Origin of the sequence: Pseudomonas sp. 5C2, from assembly GCF_034314155.1 — a bacterium.
Classification (GTDB): Bacteria; Pseudomonadota; Gammaproteobacteria; order Pseudomonadales; family Pseudomonadaceae; genus Aquipseudomonas.
Window position 1 is genome coordinate 925,016 of record NZ_JAVIWH010000003.1, and the last position, 17,914, is coordinate 942,929.

At 58.8% G+C, this 17,914-nt stretch carries 19 protein-coding genes; 10 read left to right on the top strand and 9 right to left on the bottom strand.

Annotation, left to right across the window (positions count from 1 at the left end; translation table 11 throughout):
* Positions 1-2: 2 nt before the first annotated feature.
* The 5 genes from exbD to RGU44_RS19125 all read left to right on the top strand — a co-directional run bounded on the left by exbD (position 3) and on the right by RGU44_RS19125 (position 5,743).
* A complete protein-coding gene (gene exbD, locus RGU44_RS19105; protein ID WP_322177010.1) occupies positions 3-431 on the top strand; it encodes a TonB system transport protein ExbD in 429 nt (142 codons plus the stop codon).
* The gene (locus RGU44_RS19110; RefSeq protein WP_322218571.1) at positions 428-1,171 is read left to right on the top strand and encodes an energy transducer TonB; all 744 of its coding nucleotides are present in this window, start codon (positions 428-430) and stop codon (positions 1,169-1,171) included. Before exbD ends, RGU44_RS19110 begins: the two co-directional genes overlap by 4 nt.
* 93 nt (positions 1,172-1,264) lie before the next feature.
* A complete protein-coding gene (locus RGU44_RS19115) occupies positions 1,265-2,188 on the top strand; it encodes a hydrogen peroxide-inducible genes activator (protein ID WP_322177012.1) in 924 nt (307 codons plus the stop codon).
* A gap of 8 nt (positions 2,189-2,196) precedes the next feature.
* Positions 2,197-4,272, top strand: coding sequence for an ATP-dependent DNA helicase RecG (gene recG, locus RGU44_RS19120; RefSeq protein ID WP_322177013.1), 2,076 nt, complete (start codon positions 2,197-2,199; stop codon positions 4,270-4,272).
* Positions 4,273-4,348: 76 nt separating this feature from the next.
* Entirely contained in the window at positions 4,349-5,743 is a 1,395-nt protein-coding gene (locus RGU44_RS19125) for an aminoacyl-tRNA deacylase and HDOD domain-containing protein (protein WP_322218575.1), read from the top strand.
* A 76-nt stretch (positions 5,744-5,819) separates the two neighbouring features.
* On the opposite strand, the gene RGU44_RS19130 is transcribed toward RGU44_RS19125, so the two are convergent.
* The 4 genes from RGU44_RS19130 to RGU44_RS19145 form a co-directional block, all read right to left on the bottom strand.
* Positions 5,820-6,197 (bottom strand): helicase, encoded by a 378-nt coding sequence (locus tag RGU44_RS19130; protein WP_322218578.1) that lies wholly within the window; start codon positions 6,195-6,197, stop codon positions 5,820-5,822.
* Between the two features lie 244 nt (positions 6,198-6,441).
* Positions 6,442-6,717 carry an HU family DNA-binding protein gene (locus RGU44_RS19135; protein WP_219063073.1) on the bottom strand — a complete coding sequence of 92 codons (276 nt, stop codon included), beginning with the start codon at positions 6,715-6,717 and terminating at the stop codon, positions 6,442-6,444.
* 189 nt (positions 6,718-6,906) lie between these two features.
* Positions 6,907-8,055, bottom strand: a complete 1,149-nt coding sequence (locus RGU44_RS19140; protein ID WP_322218581.1) for an NAD(P)/FAD-dependent oxidoreductase — start codon at positions 8,053-8,055, stop codon at positions 6,907-6,909.
* A 40-nt stretch (positions 8,056-8,095) separates the two neighbouring features.
* Entirely contained in the window at positions 8,096-8,263 is a 168-nt protein-coding gene (locus RGU44_RS19145) for a rubredoxin (protein WP_017528588.1), read from the bottom strand.
* A gap of 203 nt (positions 8,264-8,466) precedes the next feature.
* Here RGU44_RS19145 and RGU44_RS19150 point away from each other — a divergent pair, with 203 nt between their 5' ends.
* Complete coding sequence (locus RGU44_RS19150) at positions 8,467-9,042, top strand: chorismate--pyruvate lyase family protein (protein WP_322218584.1); 576 nt, start codon at positions 8,467-8,469, stop codon at positions 9,040-9,042.
* Complete coding sequence (gene ubiA / locus RGU44_RS19155) at positions 9,042-9,932, top strand: 4-hydroxybenzoate octaprenyltransferase (RefSeq protein ID WP_322218587.1); 891 nt, start codon at positions 9,042-9,044, stop codon at positions 9,930-9,932. The genes RGU44_RS19150 and ubiA overlap by 1 nt, the downstream gene beginning before the upstream one ends.
* Positions 9,933-9,974: 42 nt before the next feature.
* On the opposite strand, the gene RGU44_RS19160 is transcribed toward ubiA, so the two are convergent.
* Positions 9,975-10,352 carry a hypothetical protein gene (locus tag RGU44_RS19160; protein ID WP_322218590.1) on the bottom strand — a complete coding sequence of 126 codons (378 nt, stop codon included), beginning with the start codon at positions 10,350-10,352 and terminating at the stop codon, positions 9,975-9,977.
* 150 nt (positions 10,353-10,502) lie between these two features.
* Here RGU44_RS19160 and phoB point away from each other — a divergent pair, with 150 nt between their 5' ends.
* From phoB to RGU44_RS19175, 3 genes are all read left to right on the top strand, one after another.
* Positions 10,503-11,192, top strand: coding sequence for a phosphate regulon transcriptional regulator PhoB (gene phoB / locus RGU44_RS19165; RefSeq protein WP_219063077.1), 690 nt, complete (start codon positions 10,503-10,505; stop codon positions 11,190-11,192).
* Positions 11,193-11,299: 107 nt separating this feature from the next.
* A complete protein-coding gene (gene phoR, locus RGU44_RS19170) occupies positions 11,300-12,565 on the top strand; it encodes a phosphate regulon sensor histidine kinase PhoR (RefSeq protein ID WP_322182947.1) in 1,266 nt (421 codons plus the stop codon).
* A gap of 105 nt (positions 12,566-12,670) precedes the next feature.
* On the top strand, positions 12,671-14,011 hold the full coding sequence (locus RGU44_RS19175; protein ID WP_322177021.1) for a hemolysin family protein: 1,341 nt from the start codon (positions 12,671-12,673) through the stop codon (positions 14,009-14,011).
* 96 nt (positions 14,012-14,107) lie between these two features.
* On the opposite strand, the gene RGU44_RS19180 is transcribed toward RGU44_RS19175, so the two are convergent.
* From RGU44_RS19180 to pstB, 4 genes are all read right to left on the bottom strand, one after another.
* Complete coding sequence (locus RGU44_RS19180; RefSeq protein WP_322182949.1) at positions 14,108-15,004, bottom strand: peptidoglycan DD-metalloendopeptidase family protein; 897 nt, start codon at positions 15,002-15,004, stop codon at positions 14,108-14,110.
* A gap of 160 nt (positions 15,005-15,164) precedes the next feature.
* Positions 15,165-16,076: a response regulator gene (locus RGU44_RS19185; RefSeq protein ID WP_322218593.1), complete on the bottom strand. Its 912-nt coding sequence runs from the start codon at positions 16,074-16,076 to the stop codon at positions 15,165-15,167.
* A gap of 158 nt (positions 16,077-16,234) precedes the next feature.
* A complete protein-coding gene (gene phoU, locus RGU44_RS19190) occupies positions 16,235-16,996 on the bottom strand; it encodes a phosphate signaling complex protein PhoU (RefSeq protein WP_322177023.1) in 762 nt (253 codons plus the stop codon).
* Positions 16,997-17,066: 70 nt separating this feature from the next.
* Positions 17,067-17,900: a phosphate ABC transporter ATP-binding protein PstB gene (gene pstB, locus RGU44_RS19195; protein ID WP_219063106.1), complete on the bottom strand. Its 834-nt coding sequence runs from the start codon at positions 17,898-17,900 to the stop codon at positions 17,067-17,069.
* Positions 17,901-17,914 lie beyond the last annotated feature (14 nt).

The window sequence follows — 17,914 nt, forward strand, 5'->3', positions numbered from 1 at the left end:
CCATGGGCCTGCATCTGAACGAAAACAGTGGCGACGATCTCGTCGAGAACCACGAAATCAACGTCACGCCGTTTATCGACGTCATGTTGGTGCTGCTGATCATTTTCATGGTGGCCGCCCCGTTGGCGACGGTCGATATCAAAGTCGACCTCCCCGCCTCCACCGCCAAGCCTGTTGCTCGGCCCGAGAAACCGCTGTTTCTCAGCGTCAAGACTGATCAGAGCCTATTCCTCGGCGAAGAAAAAATCAGTCGTGAACAGCTTGGCCAAGTGCTCGATGCCAAGACCAGGGGCAAGAAGGACACGACGATTTTCTTCCAGGCCGACAAGGGCGTGGACTACGGCGACCTGATGGAGGTGATGAACGCCTTGCGCGGTGCCGGTTACCTGAAAGTCGGCCTCGTGGGCCTCGAGACGGTTGGCAAGAAATGACGACTCTGCGCCAAAAACTGACGCGCTATAGCGGTAGTTTGTTGTTGGTGCTCGCCGTGCACGCCATCGCGATTATCGTCGCGATGCGCTGGTCGGCACCCCAGGCAATCGAACTGCCTCCTGCTGCGATGATGGTCGAACTGGCGCCGTTGCCAGCACCCGCGCCACCGCCGCCCAAGGTCGTGCAGCCGCCGCAACCACCGACGCCGGTGGAAACCCTGCCGTTGCCGAAACTCACTGAAGCGCCAAAGCCGGAAATTGCCATTCCAAAGCCGGTTATCAAGCCAAAAGCCAAACCACAGCCGCCCAAACCGCAGAAGAAACCGGAGCCGCCGCAAGAAAAGCCGGCCGAGGAGAAACCAGTGGATACGCCGCCGACCGACGCCAAGCCTGAAAAAGCCGCCGCGGCGCCGCAGCCATCCAGCACACCGTCGGACAGTCATGCGAAGCGCAACTGGCAATCCGATTTGCAGCAGCATCTGGCCAAGTACAAACGCTACCCCGAAGATGCGCGCCGTCGCGGCACCCAGGGGACGGTCAGTCTGCGCTTTGTCGTCGATGCCGACGGCAGGGTCCTGTCCTTCTCGCTGGCGGGCAACTCCGGCAGCACCGCGTTGGATCGAGCCACTCTTGAAATGATCCGACGTGCGCAACCGTTGCCCAAGCCGCCCGCTGAAGCACTGACTAATGGCGCAATGGAAATACTCGCCCCTTTCGTTTATTCCCTGGATAAACGCTGAAATCGTAATTTTGATTGACTGGAGTACAGCTGATAACGTGCGTCTATCGATTGCAGCCGCTATGCTGGGGTCGCTACCTCATGGACGCACGCTATGACCCTTACAGAATTGCGCTACATCGTTACGCTCGCCCAGGAACAACATTTCGGACACGCCGCCGAGCGCTGCCACGTCAGCCAGCCGACCCTCTCGGTGGGCGTGAAAAAGCTGGAAGATGAACTTGGCGTGCTGATTTTCGAGCGCAGCAAGAGTGCCGTTCGCCTGACCCCGGTCGGCGAAGGGATTGTCGCTCAAGCTCAAAAAGTGCTCGAACAGGCTCAAGGCATCCGCGAACTGGCTCAGGCTGGCAAGAACCAGCTGACCGCACCGCTCAAAGTCGGCGCGATCTACACCGTTGGCCCGTACCTGTTCCCGCACCTGATCCCGCAACTGCACCGGGTCGCCCCGCAAATGCCGTTGTACATCGAAGAAAACTTCACCCATATCCTGCGCGACAAACTGCGCAACGGTGAGTTGGACGCGATTATCATTGCGCTGCCATTCAATGAAGCCGATGTACTGACCCTGCCGCTGTACGACGAGCCGTTCTACGTACTGATGCCTGCGGACCACCCATGGACCCAGAAAGAGTCCATCGATGCCGCTGCGCTGAACGACAAGAGCCTGTTGCTGCTCGGCGAAGGTCACTGTTTCCGTGATCAGGTGCTCGAAGCGTGCCCGACACTGGCCAAAGGCAGCGAAGGCGTCAAGCACACCACCGTCGAATCCAGTTCGCTGGAAACCATTCGGCACATGGTTGCCTCAGGACTGGGCATCTCAATCCTGCCGATGTCAGCCGTCGACAGCCATCACTATGCACCTGGCATCATCGAAGTGCGTCCGCTGACCCCGCCCGCGCCGTTCCGCACCGTGGCGATCGCATGGCGCGCGAGCTTCCCTCGGCCCAAGGCGATCGAGATTCTCGCCGACTCCGTGCGCCTGTGCTCGGTGACCCGGCCTAAAGTAGAAGCGAGCTAAGTCGCAACATGAGCGAGTTGTCCCACGTCTCCGTCACGGCGCTTAAAGGCGTCGGCGCGGCCATGGCCGAGAAACTGGCCAAAGTAGGCCTCGAGAATCTTCAGGACGTCCTGTTCCACCTGCCCCTGCGCTATCAGGACCGGACCCGTGTCGTGCCCATCGGCGCATTGCGTCCGGGCCAGGACGCGGTGATAGAAGGGGTGGTCAGCGGCGCCGATGTGGTCATGGGCAAGCGCCGCAGCCTGCTGGTGCGCCTGGGCGACGGTACAGGCACGCTCAGCCTGCGCTTTTATCACTTCAGCAATGCGCAAAAAGAGGGCATGAAACGCGGTACCCACCTGCGCTGCTACGGTGAAGCCAGGCCCGGCGCGTCCGGGCTGGAAATTTATCACCCGGAATACCGCGCACTGACCGACGATGAGCACATCCCGGTTGAACAAACCCTCACGCCCATTTATCCAACCACCGAAGGCCTGACCCAGCAGCGTTTGCGCCAGCTGTGCCAGCAAAGCCTGGCGCTGCTGGGCCCCAAAAGCCTGCCCGACTGGCTGCCTGAAGAGCTGGCGCGCGACTATCAACTGGCGCCGCTGGATGAAGCCATTCGTTATTTGCACCATCCACCCGCGAACGCCGACCTGGAAGAGCTTGCCCTCGGCCATCACTGGGCCCAGCACCGCCTGGCATTCGAAGAGTTACTGACCCATCAACTGTCGCAACAACGCCTGCGTGAAAGCTTGCGCTCGCAGCGCGCCCCGGCATTGCCCAAAGCCACAAAGCTGCCACCACAGTTCCTCGCCAACCTTGGTTTTGCGCCCACTGGCGCGCAGCAACGGGTCGGCAACGAAGTCGCTTATGACCTGAGTCAGCCAGAACCCATGCTGCGCCTGATTCAGGGCGACGTCGGCGCGGGCAAAACCGTGGTCGCTGCTCTGGCGGCCTTGCAGGCACTGGAGGCGGGTTATCAGGTGGCGCTGATGGCGCCGACCGAAATTCTGGCTGAACAGCATTACGTCAACTTCAAACGCTGGCTCGAACCCCTGGGTATTGATGTCGCGTGGCTGGCAGGCAAGCTCAAGGGCAAAGCCCGGGCCGCCTCGCTGGAGCAGATTGCCAGCGGCACGCCCATGGTCGTGGGCACCCATGCGCTGTTCCAGGATGAAGTGCAGTTCAAGAATCTGGCGCTGGTGATCATCGATGAACAACACCGCTTCGGCGTGCAACAGCGCCTGGCCCTGCGCAAAAAGGGCGTCGGTGGCCTGATGTGTCCGCATCAGCTGATCATGACCGCGACGCCCATCCCGCGCACCCTGGCCATGAGTGCCTATGCCGACCTCGACACCTCGATCCTCGACGAGCTGCCGCCAGGACGCACACCGGTCAATACCGTATTGGTGGTCGACAGTCGCCGGGTTGAAGTCGTCGAACGCGTTCGCGCGGCCTGCGCCGAAGGGCGTCAGGCCTATTGGGTCTGCACCCTGATCGAAGAATCCGAAGAGCTCACCTGCCAAGCCGCCGAAACCTCATTCGAAGAGCTGACCAGCGCCTTGGGCGAATTGCGCGTGGGCTTGATCCATGGGCGCATGAAACCTGCGGAAAAAGCGGCCGTCATGGCCGAGTTCAAACAAGGCGCCCTGCAACTGTTGGTGGCAACCACCGTCATCGAAGTCGGCGTCGACGTGCCCAATGCCAGCCTGATGATTATCGAAAATCCCGAACGCCTGGGCCTGGCGCAACTGCACCAGTTACGCGGGCGCGTCGGTCGGGGCAGCGCCGCGAGTCATTGTGTATTGCTCTATCATCCCCCCCTGTCGCAGATTGGGCGGCAACGACTGGGCATCATGCGCGAGACCAATGATGGTTTCGTCATCGCTGAAAAAGATTTAGAACTGCGCGGTCCTGGCGAAATGCTCGGCACCCGACAGACTGGCCTGCTGCAATTCAAGGTCGCCGACCTGATGCGTGACGCAGACCTGTTGCCGGCCGTTCGAGACGCTGCACAAGCCTTGCTCGAACGCTGGCCCCAACATGTAAGCCCACTGTTGGAGCGCTGGTTACGCCATGGCCAGCAATATGGACAGGTATGAAGAGAGTGCGTCGATAACGACGCCGGATAACTAAGCTGGTTATACTCCCTAAACTGTAACAATCTGGATACACGTCATGACAGAAGTTGCCTTCGCCGATGCAACCCCGCCCGCTCCGTCTGTCATTCGGGCGCTGTTCGGCAAATTAGCCGTCAGCTACCGGGAAGTCATGGATGACACGAGCCTTCCTGCCTCGCAGAGAGTCCAGCCCATCCTCCTCGGCGACGCCATTGGCACGCTGCTGGTTCTGTTCCCGCAGAGTCATTTACTGGACCTCAACCGCCTCGCCGAGTTGACCGGACGCACGCTGACCGCCATTCCCCAGGAACGTCTTGATCACATGCTCGGTAAACACAACCAGAGCATGCTGCCTGGCTTACCTGCGCTGAACGGCTCACCGTGCCTGTATGAAGAGCGCTTGCTACAAGAGCCGACGCTACTGATCAATTCCGGCGAGCCGGGCCTGTTGCTGGAAATTTCCAGCGAGGCCTTCAAAGGTATGATGAGCAAAGCCAGCGCGGCAACTTTCGGCGAACCACTGAGCTTGATCCGGCCCAACCTTGACCGGCCAGACGATGACCGCGAGGAAATCATCAAGGCGATGCATGCCTTCACCGCCCGTCGCATTCAGCAACGCCTGGAAGAGACGCTGGAAATTCCACCGCTGGCCGAGACCGCGCAAAAAATCATCAAGTTGCGGGTCGATCCCAACGCCACGATTGACGACATCACCGGCGTAGTCGAGACCGACCCCGCGTTGGCGGCACAAGTGGTCAGCTGGGCTGCTTCGCCTTACTACGCATCGCCCGGCAAAATCCGCTCGGTGGAAGATGCCATCGTCCGCGTGCTTGGCTTCGACCTGGTGATCAACCTGGCCTTGGGCCTCGCACTGGGCAAAACCCTGAGCCTGCCCAAGGACCATCCGCAACACACCACGCCTTACTGGCAGCAGTCGATCTACACTGCGGCCGTGATCGAAGGCCTGACCCGCGCCATGCCTCGCGCGCAACGCCCGGAAGCCGGTCTGACGTACCTCGCCGGTTTGCTGCACAACTTCGGTTACCTGCTGCTGGCCCACGTCTTCCCGCCGCACTTCTCGCTGATCTGCCGCCATCTGGAGGTCAACCCGCACCTGTGCCACAGCTACGTCGAGCAACATCTGCTCGGCATCAGCCGCGAACAGATCGGTGCCTGGTTGATGCGCTACTGGGATATGCCTGAAGAGCTGGCCACGGCGCTGCGCTTCCAGCACGATCCGTCCTACGCTGGCGCTCATTGCGAGTACGCGAATCTGGTGTGCCTGTCGGTACGCTTGCTGCGTAAAAACGGCATCGGTTCAGGGCCGGAAGAGGACATCCCGGATGAACTGTTCGAACGCCTGGGCCTGCCACGCGAAAAAGCCGAAGAGTCCGTGAAAAAGGTACTGGACGCCGAAGTGCTGCTGCGCGAACTGGCGTCGCAATTCGCTTGATTAAACAGTCACACCCTGTAGGAGAGACCCCATTTGCTGCGCGACAGCGCGCGGGCAGCACCTCCTACAGGTGATTTCAGACGGCTTTCTTCTTCGGCTTGAGGAACTTGGTCAAGCCCTGAAACCAGATCACCAGGCCCGGATTACCCGTGATCTGGATGTCCTTGTCCTGAATCCCCTGCATAAATGCCAATTGCTTGTTTTTAGCCCGCATCGTGGCGAAACCGAACCCAGCATCCTTGAACGAAATCGAGAACGCTGGCTCGGCGACCACGCCTGGACGGCTGGTGAGACGCTGGCCGCTCACGACGAAATGGCGCGCGACCGTGCCGTCGAATGTCTGCAGCTGGAAGGTCAATTCCTTACCGGCCAATTGATTCTGAAAAGCGGGATTGTTGCGGCTGGCTTTGGCCATCATTCGGCCGAGCATCCACAGGAGAAAACGAAATTTCATGCACACAGCCTCAACAGGGGCGCCGCTCAGGTCAAAAGCGGCCAGCGGTGCAGTGTAGCGGTTTGCCGCCCCGACAACAGTAGTGAAATGTTACTTGATCGGCGAGGATCGCTACAGAAGTCGGATTGTTCGACAATTAAACGTCTGCGCACCACACATTTTTCAAAGCCAAAAAAAGGGCATCCAACCTGATTGGAATGCCCATTTTTGCTGCTGTTCGCTTCCCGCTGAAACCTCAAGCAGATTAAGGGTTAACGCTGTCTTTCAAAAATTTGCCAGGTTTGAAGGCTACGGTGTTACTCGCCTTGATTTTGACTGGCTCACCAGTTTGCGGGTTTTTGCCGGTGCGGGCACCGCGGTGACGCTGCAAGAAGGTGCCGAATCCCACCAGGGTGACGCTGTCTTTACGATGCAGTGCGCCAGTGATCTCTTCAAGCACCGCGTTGAGTACCTTGTTGGCTTGTTCTTTGGTGAGATCCGCTTTTTCAGCAATGGCGGCTGCGAGTTCTGGTTTACGCATATAAAGCCTCTTTGACGTTTTTTTGTTGTTATGTCCGTGCTGTTCTTCCCGAACAGCGACCAAGGCGCCGCAACAGCTCTACTATGCGGCAGACGAGAATGAGGATGGCATGCCATCGGGGCCCGCGCCAGCCTGTGCGCGACGTTTGTAGAAACAAAAATGGGGCTTATCCGACAGAACGACCTGTATTTACGCCAAGAGGGGCGGCAAGCCTTTGTTCAGTGCCATTTTTTCCATAACAGCGGTGCCGGTCAGGGCGTAACCCAGCAGGTTACCGTTGGCGTCCCGACACAGGGCTTTGATATCGGCACCCTGCCCTTCAACGGTCCACACCCCTTCCATGCCGCGCGGTACTGGCGAAACCACCAACGGACACACCGGCGTTTTGACGGTGATCGGCATAGGGCCATAACTGACAGCGGTCGGGTTGCCGGCAAGGGTTTGCGCCAGTGCGCGCGCGCAGCTCATCAACGGCATGACGTAGAGCAGATTCAAGCCATCAACTTCCGCGCAGTCGCCCAGGGCGAAAATATTGGCATGGGATGTCTGCAAATGACGATCAACCACAATCCCGCGACCGGTCTGCAAACCTGCCGCAGCAGCCAGATCGACACGTGGACGCAACCCAATGGCCGACACAACCACGTCACACGAAAGCACTTCTCCATCGGAAAGATGGGCCTCAAGCCCATGCTCGGTGCGTAGCAGGCGCGTCATCACCGGCCCTAGATGGAAGCGAGCCCCAAGCCCTTCCAACCCCGCTTGCACCGCAGCAGCGGCTACCGGGTGAAGCAAGGTGGGCATGACTTGCTCGCAAGGTGCGACCAGGTCCACTTCATAACCACCGAGGATCAGGTCGTTGGCAAACTCACAGCCAATCAAACCGGCGCCCAGCAGCAATACCCGATGTTTACCTGCGGCCGCAGCGCGAAACCGCGCGTAATCCTCAAGATCGTTGATCGGGAATATCGCGTCACTGGCATCACCTTCTACAGGAACACGCACGGTTTCAGCGCCCCAGGCGAGGATCAGGTCGCGGTAGTACACGACCTCTTCGCCGATCCACAGGCGCTTGTGTCCCGGATCGATGCCGCTGATACGCGTATGGGTGCGCACTTCTGCTTTCAATTGCTCAGCCATGGCGCCGGGTTCGGCCATGCTCAAGCCATCGGCTTCCTTGTTCTTCCCAAAACCGGTGGAGAGCATTGGTTTTGAGTAGGAACGCCCGTCATCCGCAGTAATCAGCAGCAGCGGCGTTTCGCCATCGAGCTTGCGAAATTCCCGGGCGAGATTGTAGCCCGCCAGGCCAGTGCCCACGATCACGACAGGTGCGTTCATTCGGTTCTCCTGATTGAGGTGTAAAAGGTCGAACGGCAGATCAGCCGATTTCGATCATTTCAAAATCCATTTTGCCCACACCACAGTCCGGACATAGCCAGTCCGCGGGCACATCTTCCCAGCGGGTTCCCGGCGCGATGCCATCGTCCGGCCAGCCGTCGGCCTCGTTATAGATCAAGCCACACACAATGCACTGCCACTTCTTCATCGGTAAATACTCTCGGTTCTCAGGCTGTCCTGGCCCAAGCGGTCGATGGGTAACTCGATTGCCGCCAGGCTCAGGGCGTTTTGTACTGATCGGTGCGCTCAGATGCAAGCGCGATCGACGCAACAGGGCGGTCCTCAGGGGTCAGGCCCAGCAATCAAACATGCTAAGCTCGCCACTTCGACTGTTGCCAATAATTACCCACCGTGTCCCACCAACGCCTTCTTCTTGTTGCCCCTGACTGGCTCCAGCAAAATCAGCTGATGGAGTTACCCGATTCTGTGACCCTCGATTGGCTATTCAATCAGGACTCGCTGACCCGCCGCCTAACTCGCCTTTCTGCCAATAGTTTCAGCGTGACCCCCCTGTTCGAGGGCTGGCAAACCTTGCGTGCGGACGAATGTGCAGCACTGGACTTGCCCGCTCAAAGCCTTGGCTGGGTGCGCGAGGTGTATTTGCGCGGCAATGCCCAAAAGTGGGTCTTTGCCCGTAGCGTCGCGGCACAAAGCGCCCTGCTGGAAGGCGGATTGAACATGGATGAGCTGGGCACGCGGTCACTGGGCGAGTTGCTGTTTTGCGACGCGGCGTTCGAGCGCGGCGCCCTCGAGGTGTGCCACTACCCCGGCGCGTGGCTGCCCGCTGATGATGCTGTCGAAGGCTTGTGGGGTCGACGCTCATGTTTCAGCCGTGGCGCCTTGAGCTTGTTGGTGGCTGAGGTCTTTCTGCCGAATCTGTGGCACGCGACTGAAGTCGCCGGGCCCGTTGTTACGGAGCATCATTGATGTACCTGAGCCTGCTTAAATCGCTGAACCGCCTGAATCCACGGGCCTGGAACTTTATCCAGCTGACCCGCATCGACAAGCCCATCGGCATTTACCTGCTGCTGTGGCCGACCCTGTGGGCGCTGTGGATCGCGGCCAAGGGCGTGCCGTCTTTGAGCAATCTGCTGATTTTCGTGATCGGCGTGATTCTGATGCGTGCCGCCGGTTGCGTGATCAATGACTTCGCCGACCGTAAAGTCGACGGCCACGTAAAACGCACCGAGCAGCGCCCGCTGGTCAGCGGCAAGGTCCGCTCGCGTGAAGCGCTGGTGTTGTTCGCGGTACTGGTGGGCTTGAGTTTTCTCCTGGTGTTGCTCACCAACTCGCTGACCGTCTGGCTGTCGTTCGGCGGCTTGGCACTGGCGGCGTGCTACCCCTTCATGAAACGCTACACCTACTACCCGCAGGTGGTGCTGGGCGCAGCGTTTTCGTGGGGCATGCCGATGGCGTTCACCGCCGAGACCGGCGACCTGCCGGCAGCGGCCTGGTTGCTGTACATCGCTAATCTGCTGTGGACTGTGGGCTACGACACCTACTACGCGATGACCGACCGCGAAGACGACCTGAGAATCGGGGTCAAATCCACAGCGGTGCTGTTCGGCGATGCCGACCGCGTGATCATTCTCAGTTTGCAGGGCCTGGCGCTGGGCTGTCTGCTGCTGGCCGGGTCACGCTTTGAGCTGGGCACGTGCTTCCACGCAGGTCTGCTGGTGGCCGCTGGGTGCTTTGTCTGGGAGTTCTGGTACACACGCAATCGTGAGCCGCAACGCTGTTTCAAAGCGTTTCTGCATAATCATTGGGCGGGGTTGGCCATTTTTGTCGGCATCGTCGCCGACTATGCACTGCGTTAACCGTCAGCGTTCAAGCAGACGGCTAACGCAACTGCCAGGCGCTTAATGCTTGGCGGCGTGCCACATGTCCATTTTGCCGTCGCCCATCATGTCTCCCGCCTTTTTGTCCATTTTGAAGGTGTAGAGCGGTTTGCCGTCATAGGCCCATTGCATCGTGCCATCATCGCGCTTGATCGTTGTCCACTCGCCAGCCGCTTTGCCGTCGGCAGGCGCCATCAGGGGTGGCCAGCTTTCAGCGCACGAGCCATTGCACATTGATTTACCGTTAGCGTCCTTGTCGAAGGTATACAGCGTCATTCCCTTCTGATCGACCATCATTCCGTTCTTGACCATGGCAGGGTCGGCAGCGAACGCCATCCCGGACGAAGCCAGTACCGCCGCGGTAAGCAAGCCAAGCAAGGTTTTCGAGATTTTAGCCATTTTAGATACATCCTCTTTTGTTTTAAGAGCGAACTCTAAGCTTAGACTCAAAATACGCAGGCATACTGGCCACTCCCAAGCTGTCACACGACTGCAATAATTCCGTTATCTAATGCGACTCAAGACAGTTAAATGACAAGAGGACAGAGCATGGCTGGCAGGAGCATTCTGATAGTTGACGACGAAGCGCCTATTCGCGAAATGATCGCCGTTGCGTTGGAAATGGCCGGCTACGATTGCATGGAAGCCGAAAACTCCCAGCAAGCCCATGCCATCATCGTTGACCGCAAACCGGACCTGATTTTGCTCGACTGGATGCTGCCTGGCACCTCGGGCATCGAATTGGCCCGCAGACTCAAGCGAGATGAGCTGACCGGCGACATCCCGATCATCATGCTCACCGCCAAAGGTGAAGAGGACAACAAGATCCAGGGCCTGGAAGTCGGTGCCGACGACTACATCACCAAGCCGTTCTCACCCCGCGAACTTGTCGCACGCCTCAAGGCGGTGTTACGCCGCGCCGGGCCGAGCGATGTCGAAGCACCAATTGAAGTGGGCGGCCTGTTACTCGATCCGATCAGTCACCGCGTCACCATCGACGGCAAGCCCGCAGAAATGGGCCCGACCGAATACCGTTTGCTGCAATTTTTCATGACCCACCAGGAACGCGCCTACACCCGTGGCCAATTGCTCGATCAGGTGTGGGGCGGCAATGTGTATGTCGAAGAGCGCACCGTAGACGTACATATCCGGCGTCTGCGAAAAGCCCTCGGCGACGCCTACGAGAATCTGGTTCAAACTGTTCGCGGCACGGGCTACCGTTTTTCCACCAAGAGCTGATCCCGCGCGTCTTAGCGCGTCGGCTGCTGACAGGCCTGATTGACCGCCCACTCGACAAGGATGCGTTTGAATTGAACCAAAACTGGCATGGCACCCTGATCCGTCACATGCTGCTATTGGTGACCGCCTGCTTGGTGATCGGTTTGGTCAGCGGTTATTACGGCTGGAGCCTGGCGATTGGGCTGGCGGTTTACCTGACATGGACACTCAAACAATTACTGCGCCTGCACCAGTGGCTACGCCAGCATAAACCCGACGAGCCGCCGCCTGACGGTTATGGCTTGTGGGGTGACGTGTTCGACAGCATTTATCAGCTGCAACGCCGTGACCAACGCGTTCGTGGCCGATTGCAAGCAGTGATCGACCGCGTTCAGGAGTCCACTGCGGCCCTCAAAGACGCAGTGATCATGCTCGACAGCGACGGCAACCTGGAATGGTGGAACCGCGCGGCGGAAACCTTGCTCGGCCTGAAAACCCCGCAAGACAGCGGTCAGCCTGTCACCAACCTGGTGCGTCATCCACGCTTCAAAGAATACTTCGAGCAGAACAATTACCTTGAGCCGCTGGAGATCCCCTCGCCGATCAATGATCGCGTGCGCGTGCAGCTGCTCATCACCCGCTATGGCAATAACGAACACCTGATGCTGGTCCGCGATGTGACCCGCCTTCATCAGCTTGAGCAGATGCGCAAAGACTTCGTCGCCAACGTATCTCATGAGCTACGCACGCCACTGACGGTGATCTGTGGCTATCTGGAAACCTTGCTCGATAACGTTGAAGAGATAAACCCGCGCTGGACTCGTGCTCTGCAGCAGATGCAACAGCAGGGCGCGCGTATGCAAACCCTACTCAATGACTTGCTGTTGCTGGCCAAACTAGAAGCCACCGACTATCCATCGGGCAACCAACCGGTCCTCGTACCAACGCTGTTGCAGACCATCAAAAATGACGCCCAGGCGTTGTCCGGGCAGCGCAACCAGCGCATCACTCTGGAAATCGACAGCACACTCGGACTCAAGGGCAGCGAGCCCGAACTGCGCAGTGCGTTTTCCAATCTGGTGTTCAATGCGGTGAAATACACCCCGGCCGAAGGCGCAATCCACATCCGCTGGTGGGGCGACGAGCAAGGCGCACACTTGCGCGTACAGGATTCAGGCCCCGGCATCGAGGCCAAGCATCTGCCGCGCCTGACCGAACGGTTCTACCGCGTCGACTCCAGCCGAGCCTCCAATACCGGTGGCACAGGGCTTGGCCTGGCCATCGTCAAGCACGTGCTGTTACGCCATCGAGGCACACTGGATATCAGCAGCGTGCTGGGCAAAGGCAGCAGTTTTACCTGCCATTTTGCCCCTGCCCAAGAGATCAAGCTCTGAGCAAACCCTAGGCAAGCTGGCCGGTAGCCGCTACATTGCGCTCTTATGCTCGCCACTTTGGCTGCGGCAACCCCCTCGATAATACGGAACCTTTAAAACTCCACCATGGACCCTTCCCCTAGTTATAACCTGGCCTCACTTTTTGCCGATTTCGGCATGATTCTTTTTGCAATGGTCCTGGTTCTGCTCAACGGCTTTTTCGTTGCCGCCGAGTTCGCCATGGTCAAGCTGCGCTCGACCAAGGTCGAATCCATCGCCGTTAAAAACGGCTGGCGCGGTCATATCCTGCGCACGGTCCACAGTCAGCTGGACGCCTATCTTTCAGCTTGCCAGTTGGGTATCACCCTCGCCTCCCTCGGCCTTGGCTGGGTCGGTGAGCCTGCGTTTGCCCACTTGTTGGCACCGCTGCTGGACATGGTCGGCGTACAGTCGCCGGAATTGATCAAGGGCATATCGTTCTTCAGTGCGTTTTTCATCATCTCTTACCTGCACATCGTCGTCGGCGAGCTGGCCCCCAAATCCTGGGCGATCCGCAAACCCGAGCTGTTGTCGTTATGGACGGCCGTGCCGCTGTATATGTTCTATTGGACCATGTACCCGGCGATTTACCTGCTCAACGCCAGCGCCAACGGCATCCTGCGCATCGCTGGCCAAGGCGAACCCGGCCCGCATCACGATCATCAATACAGCCGTGAAGAACTGAAGCTGATTCTGCATTCGAGCCGAGGCCAGGACCCGAGCGATCAAGGCATGCGCGTGCTGGCCTCCGCCGTCGAAATGGGCGAACTGGAGGTGGTCGATTGGGCCAATTCCCGCGAAGACCTGGTGACCCTCGACTGCAATGCACCGCTCAAGGAAATCCTGGCCCTGTTCCGCCGTCACAAATTCAGCCGCTACCCGGTCTACGATGCAGAGCGTGGCGAATTCGTCGGCCTGCTGCACATCAAGGACTTGTTGCTGGAACTGGCCGCGCTGGACCATATCCCCGCGTCGTTCAACCTCTCCGAGCTGACCCGGCCATTGGAGCGCGTATCCAAACACATGCCCCTGTCACGCCTGCTGGAGCAGTTCCGCAAGGGTGGCGCGCACTTCGCACTGGTTGAGGAGGCCGACGGCAAAGTCATCGGTTACCTGACCATGGAAGACGTGCTGGAAGTATTGGTCGGCGATATCCAAGACGAACACCGCAAGGCCGAACGCGGCATTCTTGCCTACCAACCCGGCAAGCTGCTGGTGCGGGGCGATACGCCGCTGTTCAAGATCGAGCGCCTGCTGGGTATCGATCTGGACCACATCGACGCGGAGACACTCGCCGGATTGATCTACGAGACCCTGAAGCGGGTGCCCGAAGAAGAGGAAGTGCTGGAAGTCGAAGGCCTGCGCATCATCATCAAGAAGATGAAAGGGCCGAAAATCGTCCTGGCCAAGGTGCTCAAGCTCGATTGACCTGGAAAGGCCCATTCGTTCCCACGTGATGACGCAATCTACTGTGCGGTCTGTGTGGGAACGAGTTCATTCGTGATAGGGGTGTTCCGGACCGCCTCAGTTCCCGCCTACCGCAAAATTCGGCAGGCTGTCGACGCGCTCCGCGAACCGATAGGGAATCGACTCCAGCCCCAGCCCACCGTTACGCTGCACCACGAAATGCAGATGGGGCCCGCTGCTGTTACCGGTATTGCCAGAACGCGCCAGCGCGCTGCCGACAACGACGCGCTGACCTTCCTTGACGCTCACCGAGCCACGCATCAGGTGTAAATAGACACCCATGGTGCCGTCGTCGTGCAGTATCCGGACAAAATTACCTGAAGGGTCCGCACCGTGGCCCGATTGACCATTCTCGGTTTTAACCACCGTCCCCGCCCGAGCGGCAATGATTGGCGTGCCTTCGGGCATGGCAATGTCCATCGCGTAACGGCTTTTAATACCAAAGTGGCTGAAGGCGCCATTGGGACCCTGGCTCAAGCGAAAAGGCCCGCCCTGCCAAGGCAGCGGGTAACTGTAACCCTGAGGCTGACGCCCAGGGTCGCCCAGCGAGTAGCGCAGCTTGGGCGTGTAACTCAGCGCCTTGCCCGCCTGCCGGGGACTGAGCACGGCCAGACGCACAGCGCTGCGGGCGGGAATGACACGGTGGATCGGCTGCCCCGTGGTGCCCAGCACATTCTTCAGCGCCGTGACCTGCAACTCCACCTCGACAGGCGCATACGAATCGTTGCGCACAAACAGGCTGTGCACGCCCTTGTCCTTTTTGATGTTCAGATGCACCTGTTTTTCAAGGTGCTCGACGATCCGCTCGCGAGGCACCACCACCGTAGCACCCGCCGTTGGCCTGTCGGTAAACGAGACCACGCCATTGGCATCGGTGAATTTATAGATGGTCACCGCCACCGACGATTGCGCGGTCAGCAACAGAGCACACAGGAGTAAGCAGCGCTCGAGCATCGTGATTGATATCTGGGTAGTGGGAGGCAGGGAGAGCGTAGCAGCGATTTGCCGCCATTTGGGGGTGGCGGTATCAATCAGTAGCAAAGAGGCAGGGAAATCAGACAAACCGCGTCAGCACCTTCGCAGGCAAGCCTGCGAAGGTGCTGACGCTCAGGGATCAACCCCCCGGTACGAAGTGCTTTTGCGCCGTGCCGCGGGCGATCAGGCGGGAGACGTAGTCGAGTTTCTGTGCGTCCTGGTCGACAAAGCGGAAGGTCAGTTGCAGCCAATCGCTGTCGGGTTTGGGTTCGTAGGCGACGATGGCGTGTAGGTAGCCGTTGAGACGGGCGACTTCGGCGTTCTCGCCTTGTTCAAGGTCGAGTACGGCGCTGTCGAGCACCTGTGGCAGGACGTCACCGCGACGCACCACCAGCAGCGCTTCCTTGAGGCTCAGCGCCTTGATCACGCATTGCTGGTTACCACTGGGCAACCGCAATTGGCCTTGACCGCGGCCGCCAAGGGCTGGCGCAGCAGCAGGCGCAGAGGCCCGGGCAGACGAGTTGATCAACGGCGCCGCTTTCGGCCCGGTAGCTGGCGCAGCGGCCGGCCTGACCACTTCCGCCTTGCCACCGGTCAGGGCGCTGAGGGAATCGTTACCGAACGCCGAGTTCATCTTGGTTGGCGCGCTGGCCAACAGGGTGTCGAGCTTGCCGACTCTGGCCAGCGCCTTCTTGACCTTGGTCAGCAGCTGCTCATTGGTGAACGGCTTGCCAATAAAGTCGGTGACACCGGCCTGGATCGCCTGGACCACGTTTTCCTTGTCACCACGGCTGGTGACCATGATGAACGGCAAGGCCTTGAGGTTGTCCTGCCCACGGCACCAGGTCAGCAGTTCCAGACCGGACATCTCCGGCATTTCCCAGTCGCATAACACCAGATCGAACGCCTGACGCTCCAGCAAGACCTGAGCCTTGCGACCGTTGACGGCGTCTTCGATGTGAATGCCGGGAAAGTAGTTACGTAAACCTTTTTTCACCAGATCGCGAATAAATGGCGCGTCATCCACCACCAGTACACTGACTTTACTCATTGATCTTTCCTTTAAAATCCCGACAAGCATAGCGCTGGTTGATGGCCAATTGCTAAACCGATTAACGACGCCAGGACTTTTCGTTCGCGGGCGGCTTGAACTCAAAGCCCGTAACGAAAACGCCCGACAATGAGCCGGGCGTTTTTTTGCAGGCAGTCTTATTTATCGTCAGGTTTGACCAGAACATTAGCGCTATCGTCAATGACGCCCTGCACTTCTTCCCTCATGCGCTTGAGGCCCATATGGCGGACGTCGGTACCGCGCACCAGATAGATGACCAGCTCCGAAATATTACGGGCATGGTCGCCGATACGTTCCAGCGAACGCAGCACCCAAATCACGCTCAACACCCGCGAGATAGAACGCGGGTCTTCCATCATGTACGTGACCAGCTCGCGCAGCGCGGTTTTGTATTCGCGGTCGATGGTCTTGTCGTACTGGGCCACGGACAGCGCCAGATCGGCATCGAAGCGAGCGAACGCATCAAGTGCATCACGGACCATGTTGCGCACCTGATCGCCGATATGCCGCACTTCAACGTAACCACGCGGCGATTCGCCTTCTTCACACAGCTGAATGGCGCGCTTGGCAATTTTGGTGGACTCATCACCGATGCGCTCCAGATCGATCACAGACTTGGAAATGCTGATGATCAAACGTAGGTCGGAGGCCGCTGGCTGACGACGCGCAAGAATACGCAGACATTCTTCATCAATGTTGCGTTCCATCTGGTTGATCTGGTCGTCGATGTCACGAACCTGCTGGGCCAGGCCCGAGTCGGCTTCGATCAACGAGGTCACCGCATCGTTGACCTGTTTCTCGACCAAGCCACCCATTGCCAGCAGATGGCTGCGCACTTCCTCCAGTTCGGCGTTGAACTGCTGGGAGATGTGATGAGTAAGGCTGTCTTTATCGATCATGCTTATTGTCCTTGGAACGTCCAGTTAACTACGAGACCGCAGCAGTACTTCAGGGCCAACGAGCCAGGCCCTAGCCGTAACGACCGGTGATGTAGTCTTCTGTCTGTTTTTTCGCCGGGTTGGTGAACAGCGTGTCGGTATCACCGAACTCGACCAGTTTGCCCATGTACATAAAGGCGGTGTAGTCGGAGACCCGCGCCGCCTGTTGCATGTTGTGGGTCACAATGACAATGGTGTACTTGGCTTTCAGCTCGTAGATCAGCTCTTCGACTTTCAGCGTCGAGATCGGATCAAGTGCCGAGCACGGCTCATCAAGCAGCAGGACTTCCGGCTCCACAGCGATGGTACGTGCGATCACCAAACGTTGCTGCTGACCACCGGACAGTCCCAGTGCCGACTCGTGCAGGCGGTCTTTGACCTCCTCCCACAGTGCCGCACCCTTGAGCGCCCACTCGACCGCTTCATCGAGCACACGTTTTTTGTTGATGCCCTGAATACGTAGCCCGTACACCACGTTTTCATAGATGGTTTTCGGGAACGGGTTGGGCTTCTGGAACACCATGCCGACGCGGCGACGCAGTTCAGCCACGTCTTCGCCCTTGCGATAGATGTCGTGGCCGTACAGGTTGATGGCGCCTTCCACACGGCAGCCATCAACCAGGTCGTTCATCCGGTTGAACGTGCGCAACAAGGTTGACTTGCCGCAGCCGGACGGGCCGATAAAGGCGGTCACGCGTTGTTTCGGGATGTTCATGCTGACGTCGAACAACGCCTGCTTGTCGCCGTAGAACAGGCTCAGACCCGGCACTTCGAGCGCAACGGTTTCATTCGCCAGATTCAGGCCTTGCTTATCGCGTCCCAGGGCGGACATGTTGATGCCATGGGTATGGGTTTCGTGCTGCATAGGGTTACTCCATA